This is a genomic window from Massilia terrae, assembly GCF_024753145.1.
Classification (GTDB): Bacteria; Pseudomonadota; Gammaproteobacteria; order Burkholderiales; family Burkholderiaceae_D; genus Telluria; species Telluria terrae.
The window spans coordinates 542,072-568,133 of the sequence record NZ_JANUGU010000002.1 but is presented as its reverse complement, the minus strand read 5'-3'; the positions used below and the strand labels follow the sequence as shown (position 1 = coordinate 568,133).

Annotated in this window: 20 protein-coding genes and 1 tRNA gene; 10 read left to right on the top strand and 11 right to left on the bottom strand. The window is 65.8% G+C overall.

The window, feature by feature from the left end; translation table 11 throughout:
- Positions 1-6: 6 nt before the first annotated feature.
- Positions 7-789 (bottom strand): DUF2182 domain-containing protein, encoded by a 783-nt coding sequence (locus tag NX778_RS09790; protein WP_258811539.1) that lies wholly within the window; start codon positions 787-789, stop codon positions 7-9.
- Between the two features lie 274 nt (positions 790-1,063).
- Between NX778_RS09790 and NX778_RS09785 the strand changes: the two genes are divergently transcribed.
- From NX778_RS09785 to NX778_RS09770, 4 genes are read left to right on the top strand one after another with little or no spacing between them, the layout of a single operon-like run.
- Positions 1,064-1,984 carry a DMT family transporter gene (locus tag NX778_RS09785; protein ID WP_258811538.1) on the top strand — a complete coding sequence of 307 codons (921 nt, stop codon included), beginning with the start codon at positions 1,064-1,066 and terminating at the stop codon, positions 1,982-1,984.
- A gap of 9 nt (positions 1,985-1,993) precedes the next feature.
- Positions 1,994-2,395, top strand: a complete 402-nt coding sequence (locus NX778_RS09780; RefSeq protein WP_258811537.1) for a methylglyoxal synthase — start codon at positions 1,994-1,996, stop codon at positions 2,393-2,395.
- Position 2,396: 1 nt separating this feature from the next.
- Positions 2,397-3,374, top strand: coding sequence for a quinone oxidoreductase family protein (locus NX778_RS09775; RefSeq protein ID WP_258811536.1), 978 nt, complete (start codon positions 2,397-2,399; stop codon positions 3,372-3,374).
- Positions 3,371-3,517, top strand: a complete 147-nt coding sequence (locus NX778_RS09770; RefSeq protein WP_258811535.1) for a hypothetical protein — start codon at positions 3,371-3,373, stop codon at positions 3,515-3,517. Before NX778_RS09775 ends, NX778_RS09770 begins: the two co-directional genes overlap by 4 nt.
- Before the next feature lie 224 nt (positions 3,518-3,741).
- On the opposite strand, the gene NX778_RS09765 is transcribed toward NX778_RS09770, so the two are convergent.
- Entirely contained in the window at positions 3,742-4,365 is a 624-nt protein-coding gene (locus NX778_RS09765; RefSeq protein WP_258811534.1) for a DUF4136 domain-containing protein, read from the bottom strand.
- Positions 4,366-4,556: 191 nt separating this feature from the next.
- Between NX778_RS09765 and pepN the strand changes: the two genes are divergently transcribed.
- The 3 genes from pepN (at position 4,557) to NX778_RS09750 (ending at position 8,518) form a co-directional block, all read left to right on the top strand.
- On the top strand, positions 4,557-7,205 hold the full coding sequence (gene pepN / locus NX778_RS09760; protein ID WP_258811533.1) for an aminopeptidase N: 2,649 nt from the start codon (positions 4,557-4,559) through the stop codon (positions 7,203-7,205).
- Positions 7,206-7,227: 22 nt separating this feature from the next.
- Complete coding sequence (locus NX778_RS09755; RefSeq protein ID WP_258811532.1) at positions 7,228-8,229, top strand: class 1 fructose-bisphosphatase; 1,002 nt, start codon at positions 7,228-7,230, stop codon at positions 8,227-8,229.
- Between the two features lie 213 nt (positions 8,230-8,442).
- A tRNA-Thr gene (locus tag NX778_RS09750) sits at positions 8,443-8,518 on the top strand.
- 491 nt (positions 8,519-9,009) lie between these two features.
- Here NX778_RS09750 and NX778_RS09745 read toward each other — a convergent pair.
- Complete coding sequence (locus tag NX778_RS09745) at positions 9,010-9,261, bottom strand: hypothetical protein (protein WP_258811531.1); 252 nt, start codon at positions 9,259-9,261, stop codon at positions 9,010-9,012.
- Here NX778_RS09745 and NX778_RS09740 point away from each other — a divergent pair.
- Positions 9,260-9,628 carry a hypothetical protein gene (locus NX778_RS09740; RefSeq protein ID WP_258811530.1) on the top strand — a complete coding sequence of 123 codons (369 nt, stop codon included), beginning with the start codon at positions 9,260-9,262 and terminating at the stop codon, positions 9,626-9,628. The two genes, NX778_RS09745 and NX778_RS09740, sit on opposite strands and share 2 nt — an antisense overlap.
- Before the next feature lie 235 nt (positions 9,629-9,863).
- Here NX778_RS09740 and NX778_RS09735 read toward each other — a convergent pair whose 3' ends face one another.
- Genes NX778_RS09735 through NX778_RS09725 form a run of 3 tightly spaced genes read right to left on the bottom strand, consistent with a single transcriptional unit; the run spans position 9,864 to position 14,492 of the window.
- Positions 9,864-12,980: an efflux RND transporter permease subunit gene (locus NX778_RS09735; protein ID WP_258811529.1), complete on the bottom strand. Its 3,117-nt coding sequence runs from the start codon at positions 12,978-12,980 to the stop codon at positions 9,864-9,866.
- A gap of 10 nt (positions 12,981-12,990) precedes the next feature.
- Positions 12,991-14,130 (bottom strand): efflux RND transporter periplasmic adaptor subunit, encoded by a 1,140-nt coding sequence (locus tag NX778_RS09730; RefSeq protein ID WP_258811528.1) that lies wholly within the window; start codon positions 14,128-14,130, stop codon positions 12,991-12,993.
- An 11-nt stretch (positions 14,131-14,141) separates the two neighbouring features.
- Complete coding sequence (locus tag NX778_RS09725; protein WP_258811527.1) at positions 14,142-14,492, bottom strand: DUF3147 family protein; 351 nt, start codon at positions 14,490-14,492, stop codon at positions 14,142-14,144.
- A 153-nt stretch (positions 14,493-14,645) separates the two neighbouring features.
- Between NX778_RS09725 and NX778_RS09720 the strand changes: the two genes are divergently transcribed.
- Together NX778_RS09720 and NX778_RS09715 are read left to right on the top strand one after the other, a co-directional pair.
- On the top strand, positions 14,646-16,292 hold the full coding sequence (locus NX778_RS09720; RefSeq protein WP_258811526.1) for a DUF1800 domain-containing protein: 1,647 nt from the start codon (positions 14,646-14,648) through the stop codon (positions 16,290-16,292).
- A gap of 13 nt (positions 16,293-16,305) precedes the next feature.
- Complete coding sequence (locus tag NX778_RS09715) at positions 16,306-17,535, top strand: DUF1501 domain-containing protein (RefSeq protein ID WP_258811525.1); 1,230 nt, start codon at positions 16,306-16,308, stop codon at positions 17,533-17,535.
- Positions 17,536-17,780: 245 nt separating this feature from the next.
- Here NX778_RS09715 and NX778_RS09710 read toward each other — a convergent pair whose 3' ends face one another.
- From NX778_RS09710 to NX778_RS09690, 5 genes are all read right to left on the bottom strand, one after another.
- Complete coding sequence (locus NX778_RS09710) at positions 17,781-18,521, bottom strand: 2OG-Fe dioxygenase family protein (protein ID WP_258811524.1); 741 nt, start codon at positions 18,519-18,521, stop codon at positions 17,781-17,783.
- A 40-nt stretch (positions 18,522-18,561) separates the two neighbouring features.
- Positions 18,562-20,610 carry a TonB-dependent receptor gene (locus tag NX778_RS09705; protein ID WP_258811523.1) on the bottom strand — a complete coding sequence of 683 codons (2,049 nt, stop codon included), beginning with the start codon at positions 20,608-20,610 and terminating at the stop codon, positions 18,562-18,564.
- On the bottom strand, positions 20,610-21,104 hold the full coding sequence (locus NX778_RS09700; protein ID WP_258811522.1) for a DUF6702 family protein: 495 nt from the start codon (positions 21,102-21,104) through the stop codon (positions 20,610-20,612). The genes NX778_RS09705 and NX778_RS09700 overlap by 1 nt, the downstream gene beginning before the upstream one ends.
- The gene (locus NX778_RS09695) at positions 21,101-23,479 is read right to left on the bottom strand and encodes a M1 family metallopeptidase (protein WP_258811521.1); all 2,379 of its coding nucleotides are present in this window, start codon (positions 23,477-23,479) and stop codon (positions 21,101-21,103) included. Before NX778_RS09695 ends, NX778_RS09700 begins: the two co-directional genes overlap by 4 nt.
- A 128-nt stretch (positions 23,480-23,607) precedes the next feature.
- Positions 23,608-25,983: a M1 family metallopeptidase gene (locus tag NX778_RS09690; RefSeq protein WP_370661327.1), complete on the bottom strand. Its 2,376-nt coding sequence runs from the start codon at positions 25,981-25,983 to the stop codon at positions 23,608-23,610.
- Between the last annotated feature and the right edge of the window lie 79 nt (positions 25,984-26,062).

Sequence of the window (26,062 nt, the reverse complement as noted above, 5' to 3'; positions counted from 1 at the left end):
TACCTCTTAGGGAAACAGCAGCAAGGTGCCCCACGCGACCAGCGCGAGGCCGCCCAGCGTCGCGATCCAGGCCCCGCCGGGCGCCAGCTTTTCGGCCATCGCGAGCAGCGCGAGGCCGGCCGCGGCGGCCAGGTTGGTGAGGCCGGCGGCGAACAGCAGCACCATCAGCAGCCAGCAGCAGCCGACGCAATAGCGGCCGTGCGTGACGCCCATGCGGAACGCGCCCCAGGGGCCGCGCCGCCAGTTGGTGAGCACGAAGGCGAGCGGGGCGCGGCAATGCGCCAGGCTCTCCTGCTTGGCCGGGGTCCACTGGTAGACGCCGGCCGCCACCAGCGCCAGCCCGGCGACGGTGGAGTTGGTGACGGCCAGCGCGTTGTCCAGCGCCCCGGCATCGTGCAGGGCCCACTGGGCCAGGGTGGAGGCGGCGCCGAACACGGTCCAGGAGAACAGGTAGCCGAACATGAACAGCGCGGTGGCGAGATAGGGCCGGCGGACCGCGTGGTACAGGCGGTTGACGCGCGCGAACAGCACCACCGAGGGCGTGGTGGCGGGCAGCATGGTGGCCCACACGGTGGCGACCCACATGCCGAACAACAGGGCCAGCTCGGCGCGGCGGTAGGGCGGCGGCAGGGGCGCGTCCAGCGCCGCCGGCATGGCGCCCATGCGCGCCGTGCGGAACAGCAGACAGGTCCAGCACAGGGCGACCAGCACGGCGACCCAGACGGTGACGACGGGACGTTCGGCGCCGGGGCGGCGTGGCCTGGCGGGCGCGGGGGTGAGGGTGGTCATGTGCGCGGTCCCGGCGCAGTTGGGTGGCCGCGCGGGCAAAATGGGGTTCTCCGGGGGGCGCCTGGCCCCTGCGCGGGAACGACGGTCTGTGTATTACCGAATGTAGTTGCGAATCCCACGTTCTCGGGAACGGCGGTGACACTGGCATGTTCGGGGCGGCGGTTCATGTGTTGTTCTCCTCGATCTGGACGAGTGCCCAGGTTGGACACGCCAGAGCGGGGCGCGTTCAGGCCCGCCTCCGACGGGCTCTGCCGTTTCCGAATACAATCGTTGGATGACTACCACGCAAGCCGCCGTACCTGCTGTTTCCTTGCCACGTTCCGCGCTTGTCGCCGGTCTCGCCATCGCGGTTGCCGGCGCCGTCCTGTTTTCGACGAAGGCCGTTCTCGCCAAACTGCTGTATCGCTACCACATGGACGCGGTCACTTTGATCGCGTTCAGGATGCTGTTCTCGCTGCCGGTGTTTGCGGCGGTCGCGCTGTGGAAGATGCGCACCGCGGCGCCGCTGTCGTGGAGCGACCGCTGGCGCCTCGTCGGCCTCGGCCTGGTCGGCTACTACCTGTCGAGTTTCCTCGATTTCCTCGGCCTGCAATACATCTCGGTTGGCCTCGAACGGCTGATCCTGTTCCTGACGCCGACCTTCGTCCTCCTGATCACCGGATTTTTCTTCAAGCGCCGCATCAGCCGCGCCGAGTGGCTGGCGCTGGCCCTGTCCTACTGCGGCATCGTGCTGGTGTTCGTGCACGACCTGAACGGCGGCGCGGGCAGCACCGTGATCGGCTCGCTGCTGGTGCTCGGTTCGGCGTCGAGCTATGCGGTGTACCTGCTGGGATCGGGCGAAATGGTCAGGCGCATCGGATCGCTGCGCCTGGTGTCGTATGCGATGTGCGTGTCGAGCGTGGCCTGCATCGCGCAATTCTTCCTGCTGCGCCCGGCCGCCATGCTGGTGCAGCCGATGCCGGTTTACTGGCTCTCGCTCGCCAATGGTATTTTTTGTACTATTCTCCCAGTCTTCATGACCATGGTGTCAGTCCAGCGCATCGGTGCGGCCACGGCCTCGCAGGCTGGCATGATCGGTCCGGTGTCGACCCTGTTCCTCGGGGCCATCGTGCTGGGCGAAGCGATCACCGCGGTGCAGCTGGCGGGCACGGCGTTGGTGCTTGGGGGAATTTATATGCTGTCGTTAAAAAAATAAGGACCAAAGATGAAACCTCGTATTGCGCTGATTGCGCACGACCAAAAGAAGGACGACATGATCACGCTGGCAGCCGAGTACATCGACTTCCTGCGCGGCTGTCAGCTGTCCGCCACCGGCACCACCGGCGGCCGCCTGGCCAACGAGCTGGGACTGACGGTCGACCGCAAGCATTCGGGGCCGTTCGGTGGCGACCTGCAGATCGGCGCCCAGCTCGTCAACGGCCTGATCGATGCCGTGATCTTCCTGCGCGACCCGATGACGCCGCAGCCGCACGAACCGGACATCAACGCGCTGGTGCGCGCCTGCGACGTGCACAATGTGGCATGCGCGACCAACCTCGCCAGCGCCCACCTGGTGCTGTCCCAGCTGCAGGCGCAGGCGCGGAAAGATCATTCGAAGGGAGCTTGAGATGCACACCAAGGCAATCCGCCTCAGCAAGAATGGCGGCCCGGAAGTACTGGAATACGTCGACGTCGAGGTCGGCGAGCCGGGCCCGGGCGAGGCGCGCGTGCGCCAGCATGCGATCGGCGTGAACTTCATCGACGTCTACTTCCGCACCGGCCTGTACCCGATGCCGCTGCCGTCCGGGCTGGGCCAGGAAGGCGCGGGCGTGGTCGAGGCGGTGGGCGAGGGCGTCAGCCACGTCAAGCCGGGCGACCGCGTGGCCTATGCCGGCCGTCCCAACGGCGCCTACAGCCAGCTGCGTGTGATGCCGGCCGACATCCTGGTGAAGCTGCCGGACGACATCTCGTACGAGACCGCGGCCGCCGGCATGTTGCAAGGCATGACCGTCTGGTACCTGTTCAACCGCACCCACCAGCTCAAGGCCGGTGAGACGGTGCTGTTCCACGCGGCCGCCGGCGGCGTCGGCCTGATCGCCTGCCAGTGGGCGCGCGCCATCGGCGCGAACCTGATCGGCACCGCGGGGTCCAATGAAAAAGTGGAACTGGCGAAGGCGCACGGCGCGGCGCACGTGATCAACTACAACACCGAGGACATCGTCCAGCGCGTGATGGAAATTACCAACGGCGCAAAAGTGCCCGTCGTCTACGACTCGGTCGGCAAGGACACCTTCACCCGTTCGCTCGACTGCCTGCAGCCGCTGGGGCTGATGGTCAGCTTCGGCAATTCCTCGGGCGCGGTGCCGCCGTTCTCGCTGGGCGAGCTGGCCTCGCGCGGCTCGCTGTTCATCACCCGGCCCTCGCTTGGCGCCTACGTCGCCACGCGGACGGAGCTGGAGGCGGCGGCGGGAGACCTGTTCCAGATGATCTCCAGCGGCAAGGTGAAGATCGAGGTCAACCAGCGGTTTGCGCTGGCGGACGCGGCGCAGGCGCACATCGCGCTGGAGTCGCGCAAGACCACCGGGTCGACGGTGCTGCTGCCATGAGAGAGTTCAGCGACGATAACAACGACCTGCCGTCCGAGCCCGAGGTCGGCACGCCGAAGTTCGGCCGCCTGCTGATCGTGCTGGCGCTGGCGGTGCTGGCCATCGTGGCGGTGACGTTCCTGTCCGAAGCCTACCTGGCGTAAGGCGGGGGCGGCGCAAGAGCAGCGGCGCCGCTCCGTCATTGTTATCGCCAAACCGTCATTCCCGCGAAGGCGGGAACCCATAGACCATCAGCTCCGTCGAAAGGCAGCGCCGCAGGCCTGCTAACTCAGCATGGGTCCCCGCCTGCGCGGGGACGACGGTTTTAGGGCAAACAATAAAAAAATGGGGTCCGCGCAAGCTGGACCCCACCAAGCGAAACCGACCTTCAGCCTTGGCTTTGCTGTTTCAACTCGATCACCCTCGACCCACCGTTCGGCCCCGGGAAATTCTGGAACGCGCTCTGCACCATGGCCGGCATGATGGCCGGGGTCGACTCCTCGTCGCTGGTGTTCTTCACCGTCACTTCAAACAAGCGCTTGCCATCGGCAGCCGAGCGGATCGTCACATGCAGCACCCGGTGGTACTGGTGATCGATGCGGGTCGAGTACGGCGGCCCCCACAGCGGGTCATACGGGCCATACCAGCCGCCCCAGTAGCGCCGATACGGCGAGTAGAAGCGGGGGTAGGGACCGGTCCAGAACGGATCGGCCGCCTGCAGCACGCGCACCGGCACGTCGGTCGTCATGAAACGCATCGACACCAGCAGCGCCGGCTTGTCGGCGCCGGAGTCGTGAAAGCCGAGCTGGGCCAGTTGTGCCCGCACCAGTTCCTGGTAGCTGTGCAGTTCCAGCGAATCCTGCTGCGGCGCCACGCGCTCGAAGGCGTAGCTCTTGTCCGAAAGCTGGGCCGGCCACTGGTTGAAGGTGGTCACATGGCTGCTCACCGTGGTGGCGCAGCCTGCCAGCAGCAGCGTCATGCTGGCTGCAACAAGGATGAGTAAGCGTTTCATTTTGTGTTCTCCAAATACCATCTGTACTTGTTCAATATGCAGCATAGGCCGCGGTTTGTCTGTTCGCAGGTACATTTACCGCCAGTTACAGCCCGATTACATTGCGATACACGGTATCAAACAATGTTGAGAAAACGGCTGTTGGTAAAATAAGCGCCTCACTCCCACCACTTGTTCAAGCGGACACTACCATGCGCACCGATACGCCCCTGACCATTTACCGGAAGGACTATACCGCACCGAGTTACCTTGTTGACACAGTGGAACTCGGCTTCGACCTCGACCCTGCCCGAACCATCGTCGCCAACCGGATGACCATGCGGCGCAATCCCGCGAGCGGTCAGCGCGAGATTGAATTGTACGGCGAGGAAATTGATCTTGTAGCACTTCGTGTGAATGGCAAGACACTCGGCAAGCGCGATTACCGTATTGACGGCAACCTGCTGCGCATCCCGAATGCGCCCGAAGACGTGGTGCTGGAAATCGAAACCATCTGCGCCCCGGAAAAGAATACGGCCTTATCCGGCCTATACGTATCCAACGGTAACTTCATCACCCAATGCGAGGCCGAAGGCTTCCGCCGCATCACCTATTTCCCGGACCGCCCGGATGTGATGGCGAAATATACGGTAATGTTGCGTGCCGAAAAGCAACGCTACCCGGTGCTGCTGTCCAACGGTAACCTGGTCGAGGAGGGCGAACTGCCCGGCGGCCGTCATTACGCCAAGTGGGAAGATCCTTTCCCCAAACCGTCCTATCTGTTCGCGCTGGTCGCGTCCAACCTGGTCTGCCAGGAAGAAAAGTTCAAGCTGGCCGACGGCCGCACCGCGCTGCTGCAGGTGTGGGTGGAGGAGGGCAACCTCGACAAGACCGACTACGCGATGCAGTCGCTCAAGCGCAGCATCCGCTGGGACGAGGAGCGCTTCGGCCTGGAGCTGGACCTGGACCGCTTCATGATCGTCGCCACCGGCGACTTCAATATGGGCGCGATGGAGAACAAGGGCCTGAACATCTTCAACACCAAGTACGTGCTGGCCAATCCGCGCGTCGCGACCGACCTCGACTTCCAGGGGATCGAAGCGGTGGTGGGCCACGAATATTTCCACAACTGGACCGGCAACCGCGTGACCTGCCGCGACTGGTTCCAGCTGTCGCTGAAGGAAGGCCTGACCGTGTTCCGCGACCAGGAATTCTCGGGCGACATGGTCGGCACCGACAGCGGCCGCGCGGTCAACCGCATCGACCAGGTGCGCACGCTGCGCCAGGTCCAGTTCCCAGAGGACGCGGGCCCGATGGCGCATCCGGTGCGCCCGGACAGCTTCGTCGAGATCAACAACTTCTACACGGTGACGGTGTACGAAAAAGGCGCCGAAGTGGTGCGCATGTACCAGACCCTGCTGGGCCGCGAGGGCTTCCGCAAGGGCATGGATCTGTACTTCGAGCGCCACGACGGCCAGGCGGTGGAGTGCGACGATTTCCGCCGCGCGATGGCCGACGCCAACGGCCGCGACCTGGCCCAGTTCGAGCGCTGGTACAGCCAGGCCGGCACCCCGCGCGTGCGCGCCGCGATGCGCTACGACGCCGCTGCGAAGACGGTCGAACTGACCCTGTCGCAATCCTGCCCGCCGACCCCTGGCCAGCCGGACAAGCTGCCCTTCCACATCCCGGTCGCGGTGGGCCTGGTCGGCCGGGACGGGCGCGACATCCCGCTCGTGATCGACGGCGAACCGCGCGGCAACACGGCCGTGCTGGAGCTGACCGCAGCGGAGCAGAGCTGGCGCTTCACGAACGTGCCGGAGCTGCCGGTGCCGTCGCTGCTGCGCGACTTTTCGGCGCCCGTGGTGCTGGAATACGACTACCGCGACGAAGACCTGCTGCATCTGTTCAGCCACGACAGCGACCCGGTCAACCGCTGGGAAGCCGGCCAGCGGCTGGCGATGGAGCGCCTGCTCAAGCTGACCGCCGACGTTACCGCCGGCAGCCGCATGCAGCTGGACGACACCTTCGTCGACGCGATGCGCAAGGTGCTGACCGACGACGCGCTCGATCCCGCCTTCCGCGAGCAGGCCCTGCTGCTGCCGACCGAGAACATGATCGCCGAGCAGACCGAGGTGGTGCACCCGCTATCGATCCACATGGCGCGCCAGTTCGTGCGCGCCACCATCGGCACCCGCCTGCGCAAGGAGCTGATGGCCGCGATCGACGCCAACCAGACCCCGGGCGAGTACAGCCCGGATGCCGAAGCGATCGGCAAGCGCGCGCTGAAGAACCTGGCGCTGTCCTACCTGGCTGCGGCCACCGACGACAACGAAGCCATCGACCTGGCCGGCCAGCAGTTCGAGCAGGCCGACAATATGACGGACAAGGCCGCTGCGCTGGGCGCGCTGATCCACGCCCGCGCACAGTCCGCCGCCGGCGCGCTGCAGGACTTCTACGACGAATTCCAGGGCGAGGCCCTGGTCGTCGACAAGTGGTTCGCGCTGCAGGCGTCGGCGCCATCCACCGACGTGGGCGCCGTGCGTGCGCTGATGCAGCATCCGGCCTTCAACATCCGCAACCCGAACCGCGCGCGCAGCCTGGTCGCCACCTTCTGCATGGCGAACCACGTGCAGTTCCACGTGCCGGACGGCAGCGGCTACCAGTTCTGGGCCGAGCAGGTGATCGCGCTCGACGCGCTCAACCCGCAGGTGGCCAGCCGCCTGGCGCGCGCGATGGACCGCTGGCGCCGCTATGCCCCGGTGCTGCAGGCCCATATGAAGAAAGCACTGCAGCAGGTCAATGGCCAGAAAAAACTGTCCAACGACGTGCGCGAAGTGATCAGCAAGGCGCTCGCCAACTAATTCATCATTGCAAAGGAAGTACATGAAACGCATCAGTCTCACGCAGTATCTCGTTGAACAGCAGCGCCAGAGCAATGCCCTCACGGCCGAGCTGCGCCTGCTGATCGAAGTCGTCGCGCGCGCCTGCAAGACCATCAGCCACTCGGTGGGCAAGGGCGCCCTCGGCGACATCCTGGGCAGCGCGGACACCGAAAACATCCAGGGCGAAGTGCAGAAGAAGCTGGACGTCATTTCCAACGAGATCCTGCTTGAAGCAAACGAATGGGGCGGTCACCTGGCCGCGATGGCCTCCGAGGAAATGGAGACCATCCACCCGATCCCGAACCGCTACCCGATGGGCGAATACCTGCTGATGTTCGACCCGCTGGACGGCTCGTCCAATATCGACGTCAACGTCTCGATCGGCACCATCTTCTCGGTGCTGAAGGCGCCCGAAGGCATGGGCCAGCCGACCGAGCAGGCTTTCCTGCAGCCGGGCACGGCGCAGGTGGCGGCGGGCTACGCGGTCTATGGGCCCCAGACCATGCTGGTGCTGACCACCGGCAACGGCGTCAACTGCTTCACGCTGGACCGCGAGATGGGTTCGTGGGTGCTGACCCAGCGCGACATGAAGATTCCGGAAGACACCAAGGAATTCGCGATCAATATGTCGAACAAGCGCCACTGGCATCCGCCGGTGCAGCGCTACGTCGACGAAATGCTGGAAGGCAAAACCGGCCCGCGCGGCAAGGATTTCAATATGCGCTGGATCGCGTCGATGGTGGCGGACGTGCACCGCATCCTCAACCGCGGCGGCATCTTCATGTACCCGGCCGACCTGCGCGACCCGGCATCGCCGGGCAAGCTGCGCCTGATGTATGAAGCGAACCCGATGGCGATGATCGTCGAGCAGGCCGGCGGCGCCGCCACCGACGGCCACGGCCGCATCCTCGACATTCCGCCGACCAAGCTGCACCAGCGGGTGCCGGTGTTCCTGGGGTCGAAGAATGAGGTGGAGGTTGTGACGCGCTATCACGGCGAGTGAGCTGCACTGCACCGTTGGCTTTCCACCCTTAACCTTAAAACCGTCGTCCCGGCGAAGGCCGGGATCCATGCTGACTAACCGAAGTAGCTAGCGTTCTATGGATCCCGGCCTGCGCCGGGACGACGGTTTGAGGGCAGGTGGTGGAAGCAAAATTCAAACCAATACAGTCGGGCTAGCAACTTCCCCGAATTGTTTGCTACAATATTCGCTTTCGCCGCTGTAGCTCAGTCGGTAGAGCAGCGCATTCGTAATGCGAAGGTCACCAGTTCGATTCCGGTCAGCGGCACCAGAATGCACAACCCGCGTCTCTCACGAGGCGCGGGTTGTTTGTTTTGCGCCCGCCTTTTTCGCATAACGCCCTCAACCACGGCCTCTGTTATCCAACGCACGGTGCTGCTGTCCCGTTCCTTGTATTTTTTCTACTGCGGCGACGACATCTCGTTTCCGCCTCGCTACGCCGGGCGGCGTGCGAGCTTACAACGGCAAAAAGGCGGGGTGATCTGCCACCGTCGATGGAACTTTTTGAGCAGTCTTGGTCTCGCCAACACACACTTCTTGAGCCAAGGCAGCACTGAGTCGACCCATTGATGTAGCGCAGGTCACTCTCGTGCCTTCGTTTTGTTTCTCGCGGAATCGAGGAAGAATGGCGTGATGGTCGAAGTTCGGTCTACTCCGCGTTGGTCTACATTTTTACGAGGATTACATCATGGATAATCAGAAGTCGAACGAGGGAAAGCCACGCGACACCAGTGTCGGCTCCGGCAGCAGCTTGGGTAAGGATCAAAACGGCTTGCGCAGCAGCGCCGCCGGCAGCTCCAGCGGAACCAGCGTCGGCAGCAGCGCCGCGGGCAGCACCGGTTCGATGGGTGGCAGCAGCGCCGCCGGCAGCTCGGGCTCCATGGGCAGCAGCAGCGCCGGCCACGGTTCCATGGGTGGCAGCAGCGCTTCGAGCACGTCGGGCAGCACCAGCGGTATGGGTAGCAGCTCGTCCAGCCTTTCGTCGGGCAGCAACACCGGCTCGCACACGGGCATGGGCTCGTCGGGCGGCATGAGCGCGTCGGGCAGCAGCGGCGGCTCGATGAGCGCCGGCAACGGCAGCGACACCGTGGCACGCGCCAGCGGCGAGGTCCACAACAAGATCGACCAGGCCGCTTCGGCTGCGCGGCCGATGGTGGATCGCCTGGCCAACAGCGCGCATGCGGGTGTCGACCGCATGTCCGGCATGCTGAGCGGCGCATCGCAATCGATGAGCGAGCGTTCGCGCCAGCTCAACGCCACCTATCAGGACGTCATGGAGCAAAGCCGTGAATACGTCCGCAACAACCCGGGCGCTTCGATCGCGATGGCGGTCGGCGCCGGCTTCATCCTGGCCAAGCTGTTCAGCAGCAGCCGCGATTGAGCAGAAGTGGCAGTAGAAAAGCCCGGCTGCGCGTGCAGGCCGGGCTTTTTGTTTGGGCAGACTGTAACGCTAAACTCATACAGAACGTTGTTCCCGCGGAGGCGCGAACCCCATTTTGTGTGCGCTCCACCAGATCAAAACGGAAATGGTTTGTGTAAAAATGGGATTCCCGCCTGCGCGGGAATGACGAGTCGGATTTTGCGGTGAAGGTAAGCAGCGCCGTTTGCTCGACCGCTCAATGCGTCAGCTCCGGCTCTTTCGGCTTGGCATGGTCCTTCGCATGCCGCAGCCCGCGCACCTTGCGCACAAACCAGTGCTCGATATCATCCACGTAGGTAAACACCGCCGGCACCACCAGCAAGCTCAGCAGCGTTGACGTGATCAGCCCGCCGATCACCGCGATCGCCATCGGCGAGCGGAAGCTGGGGTCGCCCGCCCAGCCCATCGCCAGCGGCAGCATGCCCGCGCCCATCGCGATGGTGGTCATCACGATCGGGCGGCTGCGCTTGTGGCAGGCGTCCACCAGCGCCTCGAAGCGCGTCATGCCGGCCTTGCGCGCGAGGATCGCATAGTCGACCAGCAGGATCGAATTCTTGGTCACGATCCCCATCAGCATGATCAGGCCGATCAGCGAAGGCATCGACAGCGCGCGGCCGGTCAGCAGCAGGGCGACGAAGGCGCCGCCGATCGACAGCGGCAGCGCGGCTAAAATCGTCACCGGCTGCATGAAGTCGGTGAACAGCAGCACCAGCACGCCGTAGATGCACAGCACCCCGATCAGCATCGCCACGCCGAAGCTGTTGAACAAGCCCTCCATCTCCTGCGCGTCGCCGAGGTCCGCCGCTTCCACCTGCGGCGGCAGGTGCTGCATGATGGGCAGCTTGGCCGCCGCCGCATTGGCTTCGCCGAGCGATGCGCCGGACAGCTCCACCTCCATGCGCACGTCGCGCGCGCGGTTCAGGCGGTCGATCTGCGCCGGGCCGCTTTCGAGCGTGATCGTGGCCACGTTCGCCAGCATGACCGGCCCGGCCTTGCCCGGCACCGTCAGGCGGCCGATCGCATCGAGGTCGGCGCGCACCGCGTCCGGCAGCTTGACCCGGATCGGCACCTGACGGTCCGACAGGTTCATCTTCGCCAGCGCGAGGTCGTAGTCGCCGGCGGTCGCCACGCGCACCGTCTCGCCGATCGCGGCTGCGGTCACGCCCAGGTCGGCGGCGCGCGCGAAATCGGGACGCACGATGATCTCCGGCCGCACCAGCGCCGCGCTGGAATGGATGTTGCCGACGCCCTTGAGCGTGCGCAGCTGGCGTTCCAGCTCGCGCGCGGTCGCTTCCAGCGCCACCGGATCTTCGCTGCGCAGCACCATCTCCATCTTGGTGCCGGTGTCGGCCGCGCCGACCGTGAAGCGCGCGCCCGGCAGCTCTGTCATCTTCGCACGCAGCATGGATTCGATGTCCTCCAGCGCTTCGCTGCGATCCTTGCGCGGCACCGTGCTGATCGTGAGGACCGCGCGCCGCGCCTCGGCCGCGGCGCCGGGCTGGAAGGCCTCGCCGCTGGAGCCGCCGCCGATGGAACTGAACACGTGGGTCACGCCCTTGACCTGCATCGCGGCCAGGCGCGTGCGCTCGGCCAGCGCGCGCGTTTCGGCCAGCGTGGACCCCGGCGGCAGCTCGACCTGGATCTGGGTCTGCGAGCGGTCGGCGGCCGGCACGAAGCCGGTCGGCAGCAGGGCGACCAGCGAGACCGACCCGATGAAGAACAAGGCCGCGGCGATCGCGGTGAGGTGGCGGTGGCGCAGGCACCAGCGCATCAGGCCCAGGTAGCGCGTCATCAGCGCGCCGTCGGCCGTGACCTTGTGCGCGCGCGGCTTGAGCAGGTAAGCCGCCATCATCGGCGTGAGCAGGCGCGCCACCAGCAGCGAGGCGAGGATGGCCAGCGTCGCGGTCCAGCCGAACTGCTTGAAGAATTTGCCGGGAATGCCGCCCATGAAGGCGGTCGGCAGGAACACGGCCACCAGCGAGAAGGTCGTCGCGATCACCGCCATGCCGATTTCGTCGGCCGCCTCCAGCGCGGCCTGCATGGGGCTCTTGCCCATGTTGAGGTGGCGCGCGATGTTCTCGATCTCGACGATGGCGTCGTCGACCAGCACCCCGACCACCAGCGCGAGCGACAGCAGGGTCACGCCGTTGAGCGTGTAGCCGAACAGGTACTGGCCGAGGAAGGCCGGGATGGCCGACAGCGGCAGGGCGGCTGCCGCCACCAGCGTGGCGCGCCAGTCGCGCAGGAACCACCACACGACCAGCACCGCCAGGATCGCGCCCTCGTACAGCATGTCCATCGATGCCACGAAGTCTTCCTGCACCGGCGCGGCGTTGTCGATCACTTCGCGCAGCACCACCTCCGGATGGGCCTTCTGCAGCGCGGCCACCGCCGCGCGCGCGCCGTCCGCCACCTCGATCTCGCTGGCGCCGCGCGTGCGGAACACCTGGAATCCGACCACCTTGCGCCCGTCCTCCTCGGCGATGGCGCGCGGTTCGGCGACCGTGTCGCTCACCTTCGCCACCTGGTCCAGCCGCACGTGGCGGCCGTCGCCCAGCGGGATCTCCATCGCCGCCAGATCCTGCGCCGTGCGCACGGTGGCGATGGTGCGCACCGACTGCTCGGCGCCGCCGACGTCGCCGCGCCCGCCCGGTTCCTCGCGCTGCACCGCGCGCAGCTGCTGCGACACGTCGCGCGCCGAGACCTTCAGCGCCGCCATCCTGGCGTCGTCGAGTTCGACCCGCACCTCGCGGTTGACGCCGCCCACGCGCGTGACCTGGCCCACGCCAGGCACGCTGAGCAGGCGCTTGGACACCTGGTTGTCGACGAACCAGCTCAGGTCCTGGTCATCCGGCCCCGCGCCATCCGGCGCCTTGCGCGCTTCCGCGGCGAAGGTCAGCACCACGCGGCCGGCGGTCATCGACTTGGCGATGGTCGGCTCGCGCATCTCCGGCGGCAGGTCGGCGCGCACCCGCGACACCGCGTCGCGCACATCGTTGACCGCTTCCGAGGTGTCCTTCTCGAGAATGAATTCGACGGTGACGGTGGCCACGCCGTCGAGCACCGTGGTGTAAATATTCTTTACGCCCTGCAGGGTGGCGACCGAATCCTCGATCTTGCGGGCGACCTCGGTCTCCAGCTGCGCCGGCGCGGCGCCGTCCAGCGTGGCCGTGATGGTCACGATAGGCAGTTCGATGTCGGGGAAGTCCTGCACCTTGTTGGCCTTGTAGGCAAGCAGGCCGGCGATGGTGAGCAGGGCGAACAGCATGATCGCCGGGATCGGGTTCCTGATCGAGAGCGCGGAAAAATTCATCGCTGCCCTTTCAACGGCGCGCCAGTGCGGCCGGCGCCGGCGCGGCCACGCTGCGTACCAGGTCGCCGTCGTTGAGGAAGCCGGCGCCGCTGACCACGATCTGCGCGTCCGGCGCCAGGCCCGAAGTTACTTCGATACGATCGCCGATGCGGCGCCCGGTGGCCACTTTCAACTGGCTGACGTGCTGGTCGCGGTTCAGGCGGAACACGTAAGAGAAGCCGTCGCGCACCGCCACCGCCTGTTGCGGCACGGTCAGCGCGTGCGATGTGCCCAGCTCGAACTGGCCGCTGGCGAACATGCCGGCCTTGAACGGCGCATTCGCCGCCAGCGACACCGGCAGGTCGACATAGACCAGCGCGTTGCGGGTCTGGGTATCGATGGTGGGGCCGATGGCACGTACGCGACCGGCCAGCTCGCTGCCGCCGGCCGACTTCACCATCACCTGCGTGCCCGGCGCGATGCGCGCCAGCTCGGACGCGGTGACTTCGGCGCGCCACTCGAGACGGCCCTGGCGGATCAGGCGGAACAGCTCCGTGCCCACCCCTACCACCGCACCCACCGTGGCGCTGCGCGAGGAGATGATGCCGCTGTCCGGCGCCGCCACCTGCGTGTATTTCAGGCGCAGCAGCTGCTGCGCCAGCGCCGCCTGCGCGGCCGCCACCCGCGCGCTCGCGGTGCGCTCGGTGGTCTCGTACTGCATGATCTGCTGCGCGCTGAATGCGCCGCTGTCCTTCAAGGCCCGCGCGCGTTCGGCATCCGCCTTGGCCGCTGCCGCGTTGGCCTGCGCTTCCTGCAGGCTGGCGCGCGCCTGCGCGACGTCGGCGTCCACCGCCTCGGCCGCGAACACCGCCAGCACCTGGCCCTTCTTCACGACGTCGCCCACGTTGACCCGCACCTCGGCCAGGCGCAATCCGCCCGATTCGCTGCCGACCACCGCCTCCTGCCATGCCGCGACATTGCCGTTGGCCGCGAAGCGGATCGGCAGCGCCATCTGCTGCGGTGCACCAGTCGTCACTGTCAACGCCGGCTTGGCTGGCGCGTTCTTGCTGTTGTCGGCAGCGATGGCGGAAGCCAGGGGCGGCAGCGCGCACAAGGCGCTGAGCAGGCCGAGTACCGCAAGGGCCGCAGGTTTCAGTCGGGACGATGTCATGTGTATGGACGTCAAAGTAGGTTGATGCCGAAGCGCCGCACCAGCAGCGCGAACAGGCCGAAGCAGATCACCGTCAGCAGCGCGCACGCCAGCAGGGTCGGCCAGAAGCCGATCCGCGCCAGCAGCGCCGGGAAGGCCGCGAACATCGGCAGCGTAGGAATCACGTACCACAGCGTGTACCAGGCATGGTTCGCGATCTTGGACTCGGGCTGCTTTTCAACGTGCAGCCAGATCAGCGCCAGGAAGGTCACCATGGGCAGTGCGGCGATGAAGCCGCCCAGCCGGTCGCTGCGTTTGGCGATTTCGGAGACCAGCACGACGACGCCGGCTGTGATGAGGTATTTGGTGACGAGCCAGGGCATGCTGTAGACGAGGAAAACAAAGCAAACAGTTTATCAAATTAGGATGTTTACGCTTTAGTTACATTTGCTTACAGTTGAAACAAGCCATACCCTAGAAGCATTATTTGCCTGATGTATAAATATTCAACACCCCCAACTAAAGGACCCGGCATCATGAAAAGAACCGCCGCCTTGATCGTCGTATCGCTGCTGTGCGCCAGTTCGCCCTTATTGGCGGCGGATCTCGCGACCGACCAGCAGGCTGTCCACGTGCTCAATCGCCTCGGCTATGGTCCCCGCCCGGGCGATGTCGAACGCGTCAAGCAGATGGGCGTCGAGCGCTACATCGACAGCCAGCTGCATCCCGAATCGATCCCCATGCCGCAAGACCTGGAAGCGCGACTGAAGTCGCTGGAGACCGTCAGCTGGTCGGCTGGCGACGCGCTCCGCCAATTCAACGAGCTGCGCAAGGAAGTGCGCAACGAGGACGAGGGCGCGAAGCAGAAGCGGCGCCTGGTCCTGGGCAAGATGAACCGCGAGGCGGCCGATGCCCGCCTGCTGCGCGCGATCGACAGCCCGCGCCAGCTGCAGGAAGTGATGGTGGAATTCTGGTTTAACCACTTCAACGTCTTCGCCGGCAAAGGCGTCGACCGCGCACTGATCACCAGCTACGAACGCGACGCGATCCGCCCCTTCGCGATGGGTTCCTTCCGCGAGCTGCTGGGCGCCACCGCCCATCACCCGGCCATGCTGTACTACCTCGACAACGTGGTGTCGACCTCCAGCGCCTACGGCGAGCAGCTGGCCAGGCGCGGCAACAAGGGACCGCGCGGCCTGAACGAAAATTATGCGCGTGAGCTGATGGAGCTGCACACGCTGGGCGTTGACGGCGGCTACACGCAGAAGGACGTGACCGAGCTGGCGCGCATGCTGACCGGCTGGACCTACCAGCCGCAGCGCATGGTGCGCTTCAACGAGAACTTCAGCTTCGATCCGCGCCGCCACGACCAGGGCGTCAAGACCTGGCTCGGCCGCACCGTGCAGCCGTCCGGCCAGCGTGAAGGCGAGATGGCGCTCGACGTGCTGGCCGTGCATCCGGCCACCGCCCACCACATCAGCTTCCAGCTGGCGCAGTACTTCGTCAGCGACAATCCGCCGCCGGCGTTGGTCGACCGCATGGCCAAGACCTGGCTGGCGACCAACGGCGATATCCGCTCGGTGCTGAAAACCCTGTTCACCAGCGACGAGTTCATGGCGCCGCAAACGGCCGGCGCCAAGTTCAAGACGCCGTACCAGTTCGTGATCTCGGCGGTGCGCGCCAGCGGCGTCGAAGTCACCAATGTGCAGCCGCTGCTGGGCGCGATGACCCAACTCGGCATGCCCTTGTATGGCTGCCAGACGCCAGACGGCTACAAGAACACGCAGGAAGCCTGGCTCAATCCGGACGCGCTGACCCGCCGCATCACGTTCGCCACCGCGCTCGGCTCCGGCCGCATGGCGCTGTCCGGGCCCTTGGCTGACCAGCAGCAGCGGCAGGCGATGAGCGCATCGGCCGCGCTGCCGGCGCGCGCGATGGCCGACGGCGAGATGATGCCGCCGGCGGGCGCGGTGGCGCCGGCCGCCAATCCGCCGATGGTGACCAACACCGTGGCCGCCAACGCGATGGCCGCCGCCGCGGCAGCCCAGCCGCTCGACCCGGCGCGCCTGCAGGCCACGCTCGATGGCAGCCTGTCGCCGCGCACCCTCGGCCTGGTGGCCTCCAATCCGCCGGACCTGCGCGCAGCCATGCTGCTTGGCAGCCCGGACTTCATGCAGCACTGATCGGGAGAACAAGATGAAACGAAGAGACTTCCTGAACGCGCTTGGCGCCGCCGGCCTGATGATCCCGGTCGGCCGCAGCGCATGGGCCGCCACCGGCGACAATCCCACCGGCGCCAAGCTGATCGTGGTGATGCTGCGCGGCGCGGTCGACGGCCTGAACGTGGTGGCGCCGGTCGGCGACGAAAACTACCTGCGCCTGCGCCCCACCATCGGCCTGTCCAAGCCCGGCACGGAGAACGGCGCAATCGACCTCGATGGCTACTTCGGCATGCATCCGGCGCTGGCCAGCCTGCAGCCGCTGTGGCAGGAGAAGAAGCTGGCCTTCGTGCACGCCAGCGGCTCGCCCGACATCACCCGTTCGCACTTCGACGCCCAGGATTACATGGAGTCGGCCACGCCCGGTAACAAAGGCACGCCGGACGGCTGGATGAACCGCCTGGTGCAGCAGCTGCCGGGCCAGTCCACGCCCAGCCGCCTGCTCGGCATCGGTCCGGTCATGCCGCGCATCCTGTCCGGCAGCGCCGCCGCGATCAACCTGCCCAACGGCGCCGCCGGCACCAAGGCCAACATCCTCGACCGTCCGAAGATCGGCGCCGCCTTCGACCAGATGTATGCCAACGACCCGCGCTTCGGCCGCGCCTACGCGGACGGCAAGGACGCGCACAAGGAAGTGATGGAGGCCGCCGAAAGCCACGAGATGCAGGCGGCGGACCGCGGCGCGCCGCTGCCCAACGGCTTCCCTGACGACGCCGCGCGCCTGGCGACGCTGATGCGCAACGACCCCAAGATCCAGATGGCTTTCGTGGCGCTGGGAGGTTGGGACACCCACACCAACGAGGGCGCGGGCACCGGCCAGCTGGCCAATCGCCTGCGGCCGCTGGGGCAGGGCCTGGCGGTGCTGGCGCAGCGTCTGGGGCCGGTGTTCGACAACACCACCATCATCGTCATGTCCGAGTTCGGCCGCACCGCGAAAGAGAACGGCAACGGCGGCACCGACCATGGCCACGGCAATGCGATGTGGGTGCTGGGCGGCGGCGTCAATGGCGGCAAGGTGTATGGCGAGTGGCCGGGCATCACGGATTCCACGCTGAACGAGGGCCGTGACCTGGCGATCACCACCGACTTCCGCTGGGTGCTGGCGCAGACCGCCGAACGCCATATGCGCCTTGGCGACAAGGCGCTCGCGCGGATCTTTCCCGCAATGCCGCAAAAGAGCGCCGGCTTCCAGCTGCTGCGGGCGTGAGGACGTAGGAGACGTCCGGCAAAAATATAGTAGTTCTACCGTATTGCACTGCACAATAAATCGGACTATATTGGAACCGTCTCCTCCAGTTTTCTCCGAAAACCTGGATTCTCGCCCGCCAACCGCAAGGTTCGCGGGCGGTTTTTTTTGTGCCAGATGATTTGCTAAAGAGAGATCGTCATTCCCGCGAACGCGGGAATGACGGTTCAACTGTAGAGGGAAATGCACCAAGTTGGTGCATTTTTCTATTGAGCGTCCGCGCCCTGGAAAGCCCCGGCCCGCCACGTCAGGACCAGGGTATCCCGATGCCCGTTCGGCCCCGTCGGCTGGATCGGCGTGGACTCGTGGATCACGGCCGCATCATCGAGCAGCAGCATGGTCCACGGCTCCAGCATCGTGAAGCGCTTGCCGTCCGGGCCGTCGGCCTCGAACACGCGCGTCTCGCCGCCCTTGATATTGTGGCGGTCCACCAGCAGCACGGCCACGAAGTCGACGCCGTCGCGGTGCGCGCCTTCCGGCGTCGGCCGGCCGATGCCCTCGGTGGTATCGATGCGGAACTGGTGCGCCTCCACGTACCACGGCTGCCGTCCCTTGACCGCGGAGCAGACTTCCCCCAGCGCGCGCAGCAGCTTGCTCCACACCGGCCGCACCACCGTCTTGCCTTCGATCGGCTCGAACAGCCGGTGCATCCCGCCGTGCAGAGCGTTGTACTCGACCGGCTGCCAGTGCGCGCGGTGCGGCGCCTGCGCCAGCACGCCGCCGTGGTCGACGAAGCAGGAATGCCGGCGGCGCCGGTAATGGCCGCCATCCTTGAGATAGAGATCGGGCTCGAGCTGGTCCCAGCTCGGCGCCAGCGCGTACAGGTCGTCAAGCCGGCAGCCGGCCAGGCGCGCCACGTCCTGCGGGCGCACCAGCGCATAGCCCAGAGTGCGCAGTGCATCGGCGAGGTGGGGCAGGTCGGTGAAGGGTTGTGCGGTAGTGCTCATCCAACTAGCGTAGCACTTTTCCCAACGCGTCGTTCGAGCCTTACCAGTTTTTGACCAGAGCGATCCGCAGCGAGCGCGGCTCGATCGGGTGGAAGTGCACGTCCTGGTGCGCCGCCGCTTCGCCGCGCAGCCGCGATTCGTAGTAATAGTCGATGGCCGACGCGCGGCGGTTGGCCAGGTTGAAGCCTTCCAGCTCGACGCGCATGGTCTTGTCGATGCGGTAGCCGACGCGCCCGTTCAGCGTCAGGCTGCCGCGCGAGCGCACGCTGTTGTCGGCGGTGAGCGGACGCGGGCCGAAGTAGCGCAGCCGCAGCCCACCCGACCACGGTCCCAACTGGTCCACGGTCAGCGCGAACTGGCCCACGCCTTCCACCGCGCCCTCGATATGGTCGCCTTCCGGCGTGTGCCCGCGCGAGCGCGCATGCGCGAACGCGGCGTCGAGGTCGATCGACAGCCACTTCAGCGGCTTGTAGTAGTTCGAGAACTCGATCCCGTAGCGGCGGCTCGGCGGGCCGGCCTCGGTGCCGCCTTCGTCGCCGACATAGCCCAGCTCCGAATCGAAGTCGAGCCGGTACAGCGACAGCGCGGTCTGGTTGCGCGGGATGGCTTCGGTGCGCATGCCCAGCTCCAGCCCGCGCGAGCGCACCAGGCCGGGCGCGCTGCCGACCGCGTCCAGCGTCTTCGGGTCGAACTTCGCGACCGTGCCGCGCGCGTCGTTGCTGTGGAAGCCGTCGCCGGCATTGAAGTAGAACTCGGTGGACGACAGCGGCGCATACACGACCGCCAGCGACGGGCTGGCCAGACTGGCGGTGGTTCGGCCCGTGTTCGCGGCCAGGCTGCTGTTCACGTCGAAGCGGTAGCTGTCGGCGCGCACGCCCACCACGGTGCGCCAGCGCTCGTTCCAGCGCGTGGCGTTCTCGATCCAGGCCGCCGCGCTGCCCTCGACAATGTGGTCCTGCCGCGTGGTCGACAGCCACTGCCGCGCGCGCGTGGCGTACAGGCCGTTGAAGATATTGTCGTTCTGCGCCTGCATGCCCACCGTGACGTCGCTGGTCATGGTCTCGCTGCGGTGCGCATGCCAGGTGTGCAGCGCATCCACGCCGCTGGTCACGCGCTTGTCCGGCTGCGCGAACTGGTCGCCGTTGACCGGATCGTTCAGGAAGTAGCTGAAGTTCGAGAACAGTTCCAGCTCGTTGCGGATCAGGTAGGCGCTGACCTTGGACGCCGAATCCGCCGTGGTCCGGCGCCAGATGCCGGACAGGCTCGCGCGCCGCGCCGCACCGCCGTCGCTCGGATCGACCGCGTCGAAGCGCCCGATGCGGCCATCGTCCACCGCGCGCTCGGGAATCTGGTCGGTCGAGTTCCACCTGCCGCGATAGGCCATCGCCGTCACGCTCCAGCCGTTGTTGGCGTAGCCGCGGCTGTAGCGCAGCACGCCGTTGGCCTTGCGGTAGTCGTCACCGTGCGTGAAGGGGCCATCGCTGTGCAGTAGTTCGACTGCATACAGCAGGCTGCCGCCGTAGAGCGCGCGCGACGCGGCCAGCGCGCTGCGCACGAAGCCATTTTCACCGGCGCCGACCGTCGCGACATCCTGCACCAGCCGGTTGGCGTAAGTGATCGAGGCGCTGCCGGCCGATGCGAAGTCGCCGTTGCGCGCGGAGGAGGGACCCTTGGTGTAGTCGAGCCGGGTGGTGATCTCGGGGATCAGGAAGTTCAGGTCGGTCCAGCCCTGGCCATGCGCGTGGCTGCGCTGGTTGACCGGCATGCCGTCGACCCAGGTGGCGAGGTCGGTGCCGTGGTCGAGGTTGAAGCCGCGCAGGTAGAACTGGTTGGCCTTGCCTTCGCCGCTGTGCTGGCTCACCACCAGCCCCGGCGTCGCCTCCAGCAGCGCGCCCGGGGTGTAGGCGATCTGCTGCGCCAGCTCCTTCGCGCCGATGCTGCCGGCGCTGGCCGCGTCGACGATGCCGAGCTGGCTGGCGCGCGCGCCTTCCACCAGCACGCGCTGGATCACGAAATCGTCGGCCCGCGCGGCGTGCGCGAACAGCGCGCCCAGCGCCACCGCCAGGATCGTCAAGCGCGGGGAGTGCATCAGCGGATCGGCTGCTCGGTCTTGCGGCCGTCGAAGGAGAGCGTGTGCACGCTGCCGCCTTCGTTGATGTTCACCGTGTTCACCTGGTCAGGCAAAAAGTCGATCATCACCGCATCGTGGATCGCGGCGGCCTTCGACAGCGGCGTCGCCGGCACTTCCTGGTACACCATCACGTTGGTCACGTCGGCCGCCATGCCGACCCAGTTCAGCGGCAGCTTGCGCTGGTCCGCGCCCAGCACCCAGAACTGCTGCTCCACGTATTTGCGGAACACTTCCTGGTCCTCGGGCGTGGACAGGTCGAACTGGCGCTGGTACAGGTTGGTGAGAAGCGCCTCGACATCGTGCGCCATATAGGTGTGCACGATCTCGGTGCTGCCGCTGCGCGGGTTGAAACTCACGTCGGTGATCCCGGCGTGGAAGTTGTGCGCCCCCGCGATCGTCGCCGCGGCTGCAAACGCAGCCGCCAGCGCTCCTTTCAACCATGCTTGCTTCATTCCGCTGCCTTGTTCGCGTCCGCCTTTTTCAGCGGCTCCTTAAAGTCCTTCATCATGTCGCCGGCTTGCTCGCGCTGGGCCTTGAACAGCTCCAGGCGCGTCGGCTTCACCCTGCGCGGCCACGCGTTGTTGCTGGTGTCGACGTCCGCCGTTTCGAGGTAGGGGTCCTGCACCAGGCTCACCATCGGCTCGTCGGTGACGATCAGTTTGGTGAGCTTCTTCGGATTGCGGCGCCATACCTCGGCCGGCACGCGCTCGATGTACTTCTTGCCGCTGGCGAGCTGGATCTCCAGGATCAGCGGCGTCACCAGCCCGCCGATGTTGGAGAAATCGGCAAGGTACAGGTGCTTGCCTTCCTTGAGCAGCGCCTTCTCCCAATCCTCCAGCCCGGCCACCGATTCATTGTACTTGTTGCGGTCGCGGTTGGTCACGGTGAAGTCGTCGTGCTCGTTGTAGAAATCCTTCAGCTCCGGATGCTGGTCGACATAGGTCTGCTTGCCCTTGTTGCGCTGGTCGCTGAGCGAGACCGGTTCAAGGTCGTGCTGCGCCTTCTGCCACTTCTTCTCGACTTCAGGATCCTTGCTGCTGATCTGGTATTCGGTGATGCCGTCGACGCTGACATCCACCGGATCGGTGCCGTAGAACCAGCCGCGCCAGAACCAGTCGAGGTCCGTGCCGGACGCGTCTTCCATCGTGCGGAAGAAGTCGGCCGGGGTCGGGCGCTTGAACTTCCAGCGCTGCGCATATTCCTTGAACGCGAAGTCGAACAGATCGCGTCCCAGCACGGTCTCGCGCAGCACGTTGAGCGCGGTGGCCGGCTTGGCATAGGCGTTGTTCCCGCGCGAGAGCACCGACTCCGAGTTGGTCATGATCGGCGTCTGGCCGCGGCTGGCCATGTAGTCGACGATGGCGCGCGGCTCGCCGCGGTTGGACGGATAGTTCGGTTCCCATGCCTGCTCGGCCAGGAACTGCATGAAGGTGTTCAGGCCCTCATCCATCCAGGTCCACTGGCGCTCGTCCGAGTTGACGATCATCGGGAAGTAGTTGTGGCCGACCTCGTGGATGATCACGCTGATCAGGCCATACTTGGTGCGCTTGGCGTAGGTCAGCTCGCCGGTCTTCTTGTCCTTGGTCGGGCGGCCGCCGTTAAACGACAGCATCGGGTACTCCATGCCGCCTACCGGGCCGTTCACGGAGATCGCGACCGGATAGGGATAGTCGAAGGTGTACTTGCTGTAGTTCTGGATGGTGTGGATGATCGCCGGGGTCGAGTAGTGCTCCCACAGCGGGTTGGCTTCCTTCGGATAGAAAGACATCGCGAGCACGTCGGTGCCGCCCTGCTGGAAGCCCTGCGCGTCCCAGATGAACTTGCGGCTGGTGGCCCATGCGAAGTCGCGCACATTGCTGGCCTTGAAGCGCCAGGTCTTGGTGCCCGTCGCGCGTGTCTTCTCGGCGGCGGTGGCTTCGTCCTGCGTCACGATCACCACCGGCCTGGTCGCGCCGCGCGCCTGCTCCAGGCGTTTCTGCTGGGCTGCGGTCAGCACGCTGGACGCGTTCTGCAGCACGCCGGTGGCGGCCACCACGTGGTCTGCCGGGACGGTCAGCTCGACGTCGTAGTCGCCGAATTCCAGCGTGAATTCGCCGTCGCCGATGTACTGCTTGTTCTGCCAGCCGTGCGCGTCGTAGTAGGCGGCCATGCGCGGGTACCACTGCGCGATCTCGAAGATGTCGTTCTTGTCTTCCTTGTCGAAGCGCTCGAAGCCCATGCGCCGGCCCAGCACCTTCGTCTCCGGCACGTTGAAGCTGAATGCCATCTTGAGCGACAGGCGCGAGCCCGGCTTCATCGGTTGCGGCAGGTCGATCCGCATCATGGTCTGGTTGATGGCGTAGTGCAGCGGCTTGCCGTCGGCGTCGGTTACGCTTGCGATCTTGAAGCCGCCGTCGAATTCGCGGCTGGCGAAGATGTAGCGCGCCGTGTCGAAGTTGGCGCCGCTGGGGCCGGAGCCGGTGCGGCCGCTGACCCAGGCGTCGCGCGACGGGTAGGTCACCGTGCTGCGGTTGTCCGAGCCGGCCGCGAACATGTTCTGGTCCAGCTGGATCCACAGGTAGGACAGGGTGTCCGGCGAGTTGTTGTGGTAGGTGATGGTTTCGGTGCCGCTGACCGCGCGTTTCGCTTCGTCGAGCGAGGCCCGGATCGTGTAGTCCGCGCGCTGCTGCCAGTAGGCGTGGCCCGGCGCGCCGGAGGCGGTGCGGGTGTCGGTCGGCGTCGGCAGGATTTCCTCGAGCTGGCGGAACTTGTCGTCGAACTGCTGGGCGGAGGCGGAGAACGAGGCGATCAGGGCGAGGGCGGCGAGGCTGGCGGGGAGGCGGGTCATAAGGTCACCGGAAAAGGTATAAACGATATGGACGTCGTCCCGGCGCAGGCCGGGACCCATGGACCGCGTGTACGCACGCTCAGCATGGGTCCCGGCCTGCGCCGGGACGACGATTGTGGCTAGTGGATTTACTCGGCCTTCTTGGCTTCGTCAGCCTTGGCCGGCTTCAGCTTCTCGTTGAAGTCCTTCATCATGTCCGACTGCGGCATCTGCATCTTGAACAGCTCCAGGCGCGACGGCGTCACCTTGCGCGGCCACGAGTTGTTCGAGGTGTCGGTGTCGGCGGTCTCCCAGTACGGGTCCTGGGTCAGGCCGACCATCGGCTCGTCGGTGACGATCAGCTTGGTCACCTTCTTCGGGTTGTGGCGCCAGATTTCAGCCGGGATGCGCTCGATGTACTTCTTGCCGCTCGCGAGCTGGATCTCCAGCACCAGCGGGCTGACCAGGCCGCCCACGTTGCTGAAGTCGACCAGGTACATGTGCTTGCCTTCCTTGAGCAGCGCCTTCTCCCAGTCTTCCAGGCCGGCCACCGTCTCGTTGTACTTGTTGCGGTCGCGGTTGGTGACGGTGAAGTCGTCGTGCTCGTTGTAGAAGTCCTTCATCTCCGGATGCTGGTCGACGAAGGTCTGCGCGCCCTTGTTGCGCTGGTCGCTGATCGAAACCGGCTCGGCGTCATGCTGCGCCTTCTGCCACTTCTTCTCGACTTCCGGATCCTTGCTGCTGATCTGGTACTCGCTGATGCCGTCCACGCTCACGTCCACGTGGTCGGTGGTGTAGAACCAGCCGCGCCAGAACCAGTCGAGGTCCGTGCCCGAAGCGTCTTCCATGGTGCGGAAGAAGTCGGCCGGGGTCGGGCGCTTGAACTTCCAGCGCTGCGCGTACTGCTTGAACGCGAAGTCGAACAGGTCGCGGCCGAGGATGGTCTCGCGCAGCACGTTCAGCGCCGCGGTCGGCTTGGCGTAGGCGTTCGGGCCCAGCGCCGAAATCGACTCCGAGTTGGTCATGATCGGCTGCTGGCCGGCGCTCTTCATGTAGTCGACGATGTTGCGCGGCTCGCCGCGCGAGGTCGGGTAGGTGTCTTCCCACGACTTCTCGGCCAGGTATTGCACGAAGCTGTTGATGCCCTCGTCCATCCAGGTCCACTGGCGCTCGTCCGAGTTGACGATCATCGGGAAGTAGTTGTGGCCCACTTCGTGGATGATCACGCCGATCAGGCCGTACTTGGTGCGCTTGGAGTAGGTGATCTCGCCGGTCTTCTTGTCCTTGGTCGGACGCGGGCCGTTAAAGGAGATCATCGGGTATTCCATGCCTCCCACCGGGCCGTTCACCGAGATCGCGACCGGGTACGGGAAGTCGAACGAATACTTGCTGTATTCGTTGATGGTGTGGATGATCGCCTTGGTCGAGTACTTGCCCCACAGCGGATTGCCTTCCTTCGGGTAGTAGGACATCGCCACCACCTCGTGGCCGTTCTGCTTGAAGCCCTGCGCGTCCCAGATGAACTTGCGGCTCGACGCCCATGCGAAGTCGCGCACGTTCCTGGCCTTGAAGTGCCAGGTCTTGCTGCCGCTGGCGCGGGTCTTTTCCTTCGCCTCGGCTTCGTCCTGGGTGACGATGACCACCGGGTTGGACGCGCTCTTCGCCTGCTTCAGGCGGTCGCGCTGGGCGCCGGTCAGCACCGCGTCGGCGTTCTGCAGTTCGCCGGTCGAGGCCACGATGTGGTCAGCCGGGACGGTGACCTGGACGTCGTAATCGCCGAATTCGAGCGTGAACTCGCCCTGGCCGAGGAACTGCTTGTGCTGCCAGCCGTAGACGTCGTAGTAGGCCGCCATGCGCGGGAACCACTGGGCCACTTCGAACAGGTCGTTCTTGTCGTCGAACTTCTCATAGCCCGAGCGGCCGCCGATGACTTTCTGTTCGGGGATGTTGAAGCTCCACTCGATCGAGAACGCCACCTGGCCGCCGGCCTTCACCGGCTGCGGCAGGTCGATGCGCATCATGGTGCGGTTGATGGTGAAGTTCAGCGGGCGGCCGCCGGCGTCCTTCACGCTGGCGATCTTGAAGCCGCCGTCGAAGCTGCGCTGCGCGAGCAGGTTGCGCATCGAGTCGAACTTCATGCCGTCTTCCGGACCGCGCGGCTTGCCCCAGGCGTCGCGCGAGGCCACGGTCGCGGTGGTGCGCGCGTCCGAGTCGGGCTTGAAGATGTTCTGGTCGAGCTGGACCCACAGGTAGTTCAGCGAGTCCGGCGAGTTGTTGTGGTAGGTGATGGTCTCGGCGCCGCTGATCGCGCGCTTGGCTTCGTCCAGGGTGGCGCGGATCGTGTAATCGGCGCGTTGCTGCCAGTAGGCGTGGCCGGGGGCGCCGGAAGCGGTGCGCACCGTGGTCGGCGTCGGGAGCAGCTCGTCGAGCTGGCGGAACTTGTCGTCGAATCCGCTGGAAGGCGGATCAGCCGCAATTGCGGACATGGACAGGCATAGCAGAGCTACCCCGAACGGCAAACGCATCATGTTTTCCCCACATGTTGTAGTTAATTTAGGGAAAATATTCTAGCCCTGGCTCATCTGTAAGTGATCGTTTGATTTG

What these genes read in the sequence shown, in the direction of transcription:
- NX778_RS09790 (WP_258811539.1), bottom strand. Translation starts at nt 789, where the DNA reads ATGACCACCCTCACCCCCGCGCCCGCCAGGCCACGCCGCCCCGGCGCC.
- NX778_RS09785 (WP_258811538.1), top strand. Translation starts at nt 1,064, where the DNA reads ATGACTACCACGCAAGCCGCCGTACCTGCTGTTTCCTTGCCACGTTCC.
- NX778_RS09780 (WP_258811537.1), top strand. Translation starts at nt 1,994, where the DNA reads ATGAAACCTCGTATTGCGCTGATTGCGCACGACCAAAAGAAGGACGAC.
- NX778_RS09775 (WP_258811536.1), top strand. Translation starts at nt 2,397, where the DNA reads ATGCACACCAAGGCAATCCGCCTCAGCAAGAATGGCGGCCCGGAAGTA.
- NX778_RS09770 (WP_258811535.1), top strand. Translation starts at nt 3,371, where the DNA reads ATGAGAGAGTTCAGCGACGATAACAACGACCTGCCGTCCGAGCCCGAG.
- NX778_RS09765 (WP_258811534.1), bottom strand. Translation starts at nt 4,365, where the DNA reads ATGAAACGCTTACTCATCCTTGTTGCAGCCAGCATGACGCTGCTGCTG.
- pepN (WP_258811533.1), top strand. Translation starts at nt 4,557, where the DNA reads ATGCGCACCGATACGCCCCTGACCATTTACCGGAAGGACTATACCGCA.
- NX778_RS09755 (WP_258811532.1), top strand. Translation starts at nt 7,228, where the DNA reads ATGAAACGCATCAGTCTCACGCAGTATCTCGTTGAACAGCAGCGCCAG.
- NX778_RS09740 (WP_258811530.1), top strand. Translation starts at nt 9,260, where the DNA reads ATGGGCTCGTCGGGCGGCATGAGCGCGTCGGGCAGCAGCGGCGGCTCG.
- NX778_RS09745 (WP_258811531.1), bottom strand. Translation starts at nt 9,261, where the DNA reads ATGCCCGTGTGCGAGCCGGTGTTGCTGCCCGACGAAAGGCTGGACGAG.
- NX778_RS09735 (WP_258811529.1), bottom strand. Translation starts at nt 12,980, where the DNA reads ATGAATTTTTCCGCGCTCTCGATCAGGAACCCGATCCCGGCGATCATG.
- NX778_RS09730 (WP_258811528.1), bottom strand. Translation starts at nt 14,130, where the DNA reads ATGACATCGTCCCGACTGAAACCTGCGGCCCTTGCGGTACTCGGCCTG.
- NX778_RS09725 (WP_258811527.1), bottom strand. Translation starts at nt 14,492, where the DNA reads ATGCCCTGGCTCGTCACCAAATACCTCATCACAGCCGGCGTCGTCGTG.
- NX778_RS09720 (WP_258811526.1), top strand. Translation starts at nt 14,646, where the DNA reads ATGAAAAGAACCGCCGCCTTGATCGTCGTATCGCTGCTGTGCGCCAGT.
- NX778_RS09715 (WP_258811525.1), top strand. Translation starts at nt 16,306, where the DNA reads ATGAAACGAAGAGACTTCCTGAACGCGCTTGGCGCCGCCGGCCTGATG.
- NX778_RS09710 (WP_258811524.1), bottom strand. Translation starts at nt 18,521, where the DNA reads ATGAGCACTACCGCACAACCCTTCACCGACCTGCCCCACCTCGCCGAT.
- NX778_RS09705 (WP_258811523.1), bottom strand. Translation starts at nt 20,610, where the DNA reads ATGCACTCCCCGCGCTTGACGATCCTGGCGGTGGCGCTGGGCGCGCTG.
- NX778_RS09700 (WP_258811522.1), bottom strand. Translation starts at nt 21,104, where the DNA reads ATGAAGCAAGCATGGTTGAAAGGAGCGCTGGCGGCTGCGTTTGCAGCC.
- NX778_RS09695 (WP_258811521.1), bottom strand. Translation starts at nt 23,479, where the DNA reads ATGACCCGCCTCCCCGCCAGCCTCGCCGCCCTCGCCCTGATCGCCTCG.
- NX778_RS09690 (WP_370661327.1), bottom strand. Translation starts at nt 25,983, where the DNA reads ATGCGTTTGCCGTTCGGGGTAGCTCTGCTATGCCTGTCCATGTCCGCA.